Below are 7,220 nucleotides of genomic sequence, written 5' to 3'. Positions count from 1 at the left end.
ACCGGGAAGTTGCCGCTTCCACCAATGCGCTGACCGGCATCGGGCTCGGCCGTTTGCGCGACGGCGACAAGCAGATCCCCATCCTGGCGCGGCTCCGCGAAGGGGAGCGCGGCACGCTCGCGAGCTTGAACAACCTCTACGTCCTCGGCTCCCGCCCGGCGACCAAGGTGCCTCTGCTCCAGGTCGCGACCCTGCGCCTCGGCTTCGCTCCGGAGAAGATCATGCGCCGAAATCAAGTTCGCACGGTGGTGGTGTCTGGTTCGCCCGTGCCCGGGCGGCTGCCGTCTGAGGTGATGAAGCTCGCCCGCGCGAGGCTCGACGCCCTCGAGCGCAGCCTGCCTCCCGGATACTTCCTGGAGATCGGCGGAGCGCAGGAGCAGCAGATGCTCGTCTTCCGCGAGAGCGGAGTGGTGGCCTTGCTGTCCGTGCTCGCCATCCTGCTCTCGCTCGTGATTCAGTTCCGCAGCGCGGTGAAGCCGCTCATCGTGCTCGCCGCCATTCCATTCGGCGGCGTGGGCTCCATTCTCGCGCTGGTGATCGCCCGCGCTCCCTTCGGCTTCACCGCGGTGCTCGGGATCATCAGCCTCATCGGCGTGATCGTGAGCCACGTCATCGTGCTCTTCGATCTGATCGAGGAGATGCAGGAGCGCGGCGAGCCGCTGCGGGAGGCGCTGGTCGACGCGGGCCTGGTCCGGATGCGGCCGGTGCTGATCACGGTGGGGGCGACCATCTTCGGCCTGTTGCCGCTCGCGATCCATGGCGGAGCGCTGTGGGAACCGCTCTGCTTCGCGCAGATCGGAGGGCTCGCCTTCGCCACGGTCATCACGCTGGTGCTCGTTCCGGTCCTGTACGCGATCTTCGTCCTCGACCTGCGCATCGTCCGCTGGCCCGGCACGGGACCGGCGCGGCCCGTGCCTCTAGCGCAGGTGGCCTGAGATGCGCTCGCGTTGCCCGGCCCCGACGCGAGGAACCACGATGACGCCTTCTTCTTCAGCCTGGCGGACGCTCGCCCTCACCAGCGTGGCGGTGTTCGTCGTCTCCCTCGACGGCACGGTTCTCTTCGTCGCCTTCCCTGCGATCCGCGCGACGTTCGCGCGGGTTTCCGCGGCCCAGCTCTCCTGGGTCCTCAACGCGTACACGATCGTGTTCGGCGCCCTGCTGGTGCCGTCGGGACGCATCGCCGATCGCGTCGGGCGCAAGCGGACCTTCCTTCTCGGCCTCGCGCTCTTCAGCGCCGCCTCCGCGCTCTGCGGCCTCGCACCGTCGGCTGGGGCGCTGATCGCGGCGCGCGCGCTGCAGGCCGTCGGCGCCGCGCTCCTGCTTCCTTCTTCGCTCGCGGTCGTGCTGCATGCCTTCGTGGTCGCGCGCCGTGCAAGCGCAGTCGCCCTCTGGGGCGCGGTGGGCGCGCTGGCCGCCGCGATCGGACCCTCGCTGGGGTCGCTCATCATCCAGTCCTGGGGCTGGCGGTGGGTCTTCTACATCAACGTCCCGGTCGGCATCGCCGCGGTGGTCCGCGGCAAGAGCCTGCTCCTCGAGTCGCGCGACGAAGCGGCGCGCGAGCTGCCCGATGCGCTCGGCATCGTCCTGCTCATCGCCAGCGTGGCGCTGTTCGCGCTCGCCATCGTCGAGGGAGCGGGCTGGGGGCTCTCCGGTCCGCGCACCCTCGCCAGCTTGGCTGGAGGAGCTTTGCTGTTTGTGTGTTTCGTCCTTCGGTCCCGGACAGCAGCGTCGCCCGCCGTGGATCTGAGCCTGTTTTCGAATCCCACGTACCGCCTCGCGAACATGGCGACGTTCGCATTTGCCATCGCGTTCACCGCCATGTTCTTCAACTTCGTCTTCTTCCTTACGCAAAGGTGGGCATACACGCTCTTCCAGGCGGGCCTCGCGATCACGCCAGGACCGCTGGTCGTGATCCCTGTCGCCATCGTCGCCGGCCGCATCGCCGACCTCCGCGGACATCGGGCGGTGCTCGTCTCGGGCGGCCTCGTCTTCGCCCTGGGGGGAGCGCTCCTGTACTCGGCCATCGAGTCGCCACCCGACTTCCTCCGCACCTGGCTCCCGAGGGCGCTGGTGACCGGAACGGGGGTCGGTCTCGTCCTGCCCTCGTTGAGCGGCGCGGCCGTCCACGGCCTCCCGCCGGGACGGCTCGCCCTCGGCAGCGCCATCAACCAAGCCGTGCGCCAGCTCGGCTCGGTGATCGGGGTCGGGCTCGTCATCGCTCTGCTCGGCCGCGCCGATCCGTCGGGCGAGATCGCGGCGTTCAGGAGCATCGCGGCGATCCTCGTCGCCGGGGGAGTGCTCACCTCGCTTCTGTGCCTCGGCGTCAGGACCGGCCCGCGCGCGGCGCCGCTTGTCCCGATGCTGCCCGGGGCCGCGCCGTAGGTGTAGCGCGTCCTCGCAGCCGCGCGTGGTCCGGCGATGCGTCGCGTGCATCAAGTGAAACGAATAGCATGCGGCTCGGCTGCTCCACCGCCGCGAGGAGAATCGGATGCCAGACCGCTCGAAGTGGTCCGAATCGATCTCGGTCGGATTCCAGGTGTTCGCGCAGGGCGGCGACGAGGAGTTCGGGGCCATCCGGGACGGTCTGCCCGGGCGGACGGGACGAGTTTCTCGTCAATATCGAGAACGGCGGGGACCACTGCGCTCCACTGGCGCACCAAACGGGTCTCAACCCTGAGCCGGCCCGTCAGTTGAATGGGCTCCGGGTCAAATCCGGTGGGCGAATACGAGTGCATCGACGTCCGATGGAGCGATCCTGATGGCGTTGAGCGCGCGGATGTGTCGCAATTCACCGAGCGCGCAGAGCCTGTACACCGCCTTGGTGCATACGTGGAGGTATACAGCGACCTCGTTGACCGTCAGCAGCGTCCGCAACCTGTCCGCAGAATCCTCGGTGAACGGTGCGAAAACCTGCGAATCCCTGGAATCCGCGCCCGCCTCATCCCGAGTAGTTGCGAGAGGTTGCGAAGCGCTGCTACTCGCTGGAACCGGCTCGTCCGGCCTTCGAAGCCGCGGGCCGCAGGTTCCACTGCCGGCGGGCGCCTCCAACGCGCGGCGATGGGCTGCACGGATATGGCGATTGCAGGCGCATGATCCGCGAAACAATCCGCCACGCGCCTCGAGCCAGCGCAATGCACCGACCTCCTCATTGCCCGCGAACGGCCCCGACTTACCGTCTCCAAACTGTCTCCAAAACTGGGGCGCATTTGCGCGTACTCGCGAGGATAAGTGAGGAAGTCGAGCGTGGACTCAACCTACCGATCCGAGGGGCGAAACGACGAATTGGCGTGCGTCGTCGCCTGGTTACGCATGTTCAGCAGTTTCGGGTTCGATTCCCATGCGCTACCGCCACTACGCTGCTGATCTACCTCCCGTTTTGTTCTGACGCAGTGCCGCTCTCCCCTATTTCTCCCGGACGCCGAACTCGAGCAACCGGATCTCGCTCTCCTTGGCCGCTGGGCTCAGGTGCATGTAACGCTGCGTAGTGGTCAGGCTCGCGTGGCCGGCGAGCGCGTGGATCGTCTTCGTCGTAGCGCCCCGGATGCCCGCACCGGACTACCACATCGAACTCATCACTCTGCCCGTGAGCGACGTCGACCTCGCAGTGCGGTTCTACGCGGAACGGGCAGGCTTCATCCTGGATGTCGACTACCGACCCAACAGGGCAATTCCGCGTTGTCCAGCTCACCCCACCAGGGTCATCCTGTTCGGTGCAGTTCGGCGTCGGCCTCATTGACGTGACACCAGGATCGGCTCGCACCACCTATCTCGTCGTGACCGACATCGAGGCCGCCCACCGCGAACTGACCGACCGTGGGCTGGCAGTCAGCCCCATTCGGCACAAGACGTCCACCGACGACTGGCAAGGGGACTACTCGCCAGGAGTCGAGCGCGAGCGGCGAAATTACGCCAGCTGTATCGACTTCGCCGACCCAGACGGCAATACTTGGATTCAAGAGCGCGGATTCACGCGCACGCCCTCCACCGCTTGTCGGAGGATCTGAACCAATGGCACCTGAAACCGCAAAGGTCCTCTCGGTCAACGTCGGTGGCGTGCGCAAGTTCGATTACCACGGCCGGCCCGCCCAGAGCGCGATCTGGAAGTCACCGGTGAGCGGACGGGTCGCGGCTCGGGGCGTCAATCTCGCGGGCGATCGCCAAGCGGACCTCGAGGCACACGGCGGCTTCGACAAGGCCGTCTATGCGTATTCGGTGGAGGACCAACGCTGGTGGGAAGGGGAGATCGGCCGCCCGCTATCTTACGGCGAGTTCGGAGAGAACCTGACCACGGAAGGGATGGAGCTCAACGACGCGCTCGTCGGCGAGCGTTGGCAGATCGGGAGCGCGGTTTTCGAGGTTTCCGAGCCGCGAATCCCTTGTTGGCGGCTCGGAGTCCGGATGAACGACGAAACGTTTCCACGCCGCTTCAGCAAGGCGTTGCGACCCGGTACCTATCTCAGAATCGTCGTCGAGGGCGATGTGGGCGCCGGAGACGAGATCCGAGTCATGGCGAAGCCTGATCACGACCTCACCATCCGAGATGTCTTTCGTATCTATACGCGCGATCGTGATGAGGTGCCGCGGCTGCTTGCGATTCCGCAGTTGTCCGAGAGTTGGAGAGGATGGGCAGAGCATTTGTCTAGACGGCAGCCCAAATCCGATCCGTGACGCCGCGGCTGCCGAATCGGCGGTAGCGCGCAGTAAAGGAGACGGCCATGCTTCGCGCAGCGACCCCGGAGCGGTTGAGCGCGTTCTCAGACGGGGTCTTTGCCGTCCTGATCACCGTCTTGGTCTTGGATCTGCGCCCGCCAGAGCTACCCGCCTTCAAGGCGCTCCTGCTGCGCTGGCCTACATGGCTGAGCTACGCAGTCAGCTACCTCTTCATCGCAATTGTCTGGGCTAATCACCATCATCTCATTCTCTACGCGACAAAGACGACGCCGCGCCTGATGTGGTTCAATTTCGCGCATCTGTTTTCCGTGTCGCTGCTTCCGCTCTCCACCGCGTGGATGGCCGTGAGCGAATTGGCGCCCCAGCCGGTTTCCTTCTATGCGGCGGTCTTCTTCCTGGTGAACGCGACCTACATACTTCTGATCCGGGAGCTTATCGACTGCAGTCCTGTCGCTGACGTACCGACGAAGGTGCGCACGATCATGCGCGTCCGATCGATGGCGACCCTGTGCCTTTTCGGAGTCGCCGCGGTCGTAGCGCTGAAATATCCTCTGGTTGGATTAGGGATTTGTGTTTGTTGCCTAGTCGTTTATCTGAAACCCGAGGCTCCAGGAGCGGAAACTCGAAGAATATCTCGTTCGCCTCTTCTCTCGCCCCCTTCCCGTGGACGATGACTCAAGCGTTGGTGCCGCCGTCGACGGTCAAGTTCGCGCCGGTGATGTACGACGCCTCTGGACCGGCAACGAACGCAACCAGCGCCGCGACTTCGTCAACATGCCCATAGCGGTCGGATGTTGTTGACCGTGCAGAAAGTCATGAGTGGTACTCTTGCCGAGCATGAGCAACGATGCGGCGAAAGCTGCTGCCGAGCGCGAGGCATTCATGGAATTTGCTTCCGTCGCCGGGCTCCCTATCGTGCCCGGCACGGTAGAAAGCCGGTCACCGCCCGAGCCGGATATTGTTTGCGAGATCGAAGGTCGCGGCCGGGTCGCTGCTCTCCGCGAACCACCGCAGGGACAGCCTCGAGCAGCTGGGTGGCCTCGTTCAGGGATGCGGGGACAGATGGATGTACCGCTGCGTCGTGCTCACGCTGACGTGGTCCGCGAGCTCCTGGATCGCCCTTGCCGTGGCCCCCGGTCGTGAACGTCTTCGACAGGTAGGGGCGAACTCGCGGAAAAACAGAACCGTCCGCTTGCAAGAGGCCGGGCGACGCCAGCACTACTTGATCGTAATGTGCCCCGCGGTGAGCGTGGCCGTCGGCAACACTGTCAGGCCGAGAGTCAGGGTGAGTCCCTGCGTCGTGGCCGTGACACTGAAGGGGACCCCGGTGAGGGGAGCGGTGCCATCGCCCATGTCGACGCTGCTGAGGCCGGCGAAGTTCACGCTGCCATCGGCGTTCCTGGAGCCGCTGCTGGCGGGGCCTTCGACGCTGATTTTCTGCGGCTGGCCAAGGATCGAGGTGCCCAGCAGGACCGTCTGGAAGTCTCCTCTTGCCGACCGGTCCGCTGAGGTGATGATTCCCTTTCCGACTTGCAGGCCATCGAGACGGACTCCGTTGAGCGAGGCGCCGCTTGGGAAGACCCCTTCGGCGGCAGCAACGACAAGCGAGTCGCTGTCGAATTCAGAATTGTGAATCTTGATGTTCCCGGCGCGAAGGTCCCTGAGGGTCACCATCTCAGCCGGAGTCGCGAAAACCGTGATGGAGAACTTGTCCTTGTTGGGGCCTCGGCTCCCCGGCTCGCCGTTGTCCTGTACCGTCACGGTGAACGTGCAAGGCGTCGTGTTGTTCACGCGGCAGCTCCCCGTGAACGTCGCCGTGTTGTCGACGATCAGGAGCGTGAGCATGCCGAGGCTGTGGACGTTCACGCGATTGGCATGATTGTGGTATTCGAGCTCGCCTGTCGCGAGGCCCCCGATCGTCTGTCGCTGCACCACGAAGCCAAAGCTCGCCCTGCCTCCCCCATCCAAATCGACCTGACCGCCGCCGGTCACCTTGCCGGGCAGGGCAAGGACGACGATGTTCGTCGCGCCACTGCTGCCCAGGTGCGTCTGGTCTCCTCCGTACGTTGCGGTGATGGTCTGCGTCGCGTTACCGCCGACGGGGGCGGGCGTGTATGTCACGGAACAAGTGGCCGCCGCCCCCGCCCCGGTCAGCGTGCAGCTCGCCGCCGGACTGAAGGTGCCGCTGCCGCTGCTCGCGAAGGTGACCGTGCCGCTGGGGGTGATCGGAGTGCCCGTGTCGTTATCTGTTACGGTCGCGGTGCAGGTCGTCGAGACACCTGCCGGGACCGTCGGTGGCGTGCAGTCGACGGTCGTCATCGTCGAGCGCCTGGTCACCATCACCGTATCGGCGCCGCTGCTGCCGGCATGGATCGAGTCTGCGGCGGGACTGTAAGTGGCCGTGATGGTGTAGTTGCCGGGCTTGTTCGCGGTGAACATCACCGTGCAGGAGCTACTGCTGGCGGTGGTCGGAGCGAGAGCGCAGGGAGTGACGCTCGAGGTCGAGCCAGCGGGGCCGCCGCTGATCATGAAGCTCACTGTGCCGACCG

At 65.5% G+C, this 7,220-nt stretch carries 6 protein-coding genes and 2 pseudogenes; 5 read left to right on the top strand and 3 right to left on the bottom strand.

The genetic code is table 11. The features are described 5' to 3' along the window. Together E6J58_00165 and E6J58_00160 are read left to right on the top strand one after the other, a co-directional pair. Window positions 1-935 (top strand): efflux RND transporter permease subunit (locus E6J58_00165; GenBank protein TMB44433.1); only part of this gene is annotated, 935 nt, incomplete at its 5' end. A 40-nt stretch (window positions 936-975) separates the two neighbouring features. After that, window positions 976-2,382 carry a DHA2 family efflux MFS transporter permease subunit gene (locus E6J58_00160; protein TMB44432.1) on the top strand — a complete coding sequence of 469 codons (1,407 nt, stop codon included), beginning with the start codon at window positions 976-978 and terminating at the stop codon, window positions 2,380-2,382. A 324-nt stretch (window positions 2,383-2,706) separates the two neighbouring features. Here E6J58_00160 and E6J58_00155 read toward each other — a convergent pair whose 3' ends face one another. Further along, window positions 2,707-3,132, bottom strand: a complete 426-nt coding sequence (locus tag E6J58_00155) for a helix-turn-helix domain-containing protein (GenBank protein ID TMB44431.1) — start codon at window positions 3,130-3,132, stop codon at window positions 2,707-2,709. 409 nt (window positions 3,133-3,541) lie between these two features. On the opposite strand from E6J58_00155, the pseudogene E6J58_00150 reads away from it, so the two are divergent. The 3 genes and pseudogenes from E6J58_00150 to E6J58_00140 all read left to right on the top strand — a co-directional run bounded on the left by E6J58_00150 (window position 3,542) and on the right by E6J58_00140 (window position 5,345). Beyond that, window positions 3,542-4,004 (top strand): annotated as a pseudogene (locus tag E6J58_00150) (VOC family protein). Between the two features lie 4 nt (window positions 4,005-4,008). After that, window positions 4,009-4,668, top strand: coding sequence for an MOSC domain-containing protein (locus E6J58_00145; protein TMB44430.1), 660 nt, complete (start codon window positions 4,009-4,011; stop codon window positions 4,666-4,668). A gap of 47 nt (window positions 4,669-4,715) precedes the next feature. Further along, on the top strand, window positions 4,716-5,345 hold the full coding sequence (locus tag E6J58_00140; GenBank protein ID TMB44429.1) for a DUF1211 domain-containing protein: 630 nt from the start codon (window positions 4,716-4,718) through the stop codon (window positions 5,343-5,345). 1 nt (window position 5,346) lies between these two features. Here E6J58_00140 and E6J58_00135 read toward each other — a convergent pair. Next, a pseudogene (locus E6J58_00135) lies at window positions 5,347-5,460 on the bottom strand (SDR family oxidoreductase). 429 nt (window positions 5,461-5,889) lie between these two features. After that, window positions 5,890-7,110: an Ig-like domain repeat protein gene (locus E6J58_00130; GenBank protein ID TMB44428.1), complete on the bottom strand. Its 1,221-nt coding sequence runs from the start codon at window positions 7,108-7,110 to the stop codon at window positions 5,890-5,892. Window positions 7,111-7,220: the final 110 nt, after the last annotated feature.

It is taken from the genome of Deltaproteobacteria bacterium (assembly GCA_005879535.1).
GTDB lineage: Bacteria > Myxococcota > Myxococcia > Myxococcales > 40CM-4-68-19 > 40CM-4-68-19.
Note: the sequence above shows the minus strand (reverse complement) of the source record. Positions and strands in the feature narration are given on the sequence as shown.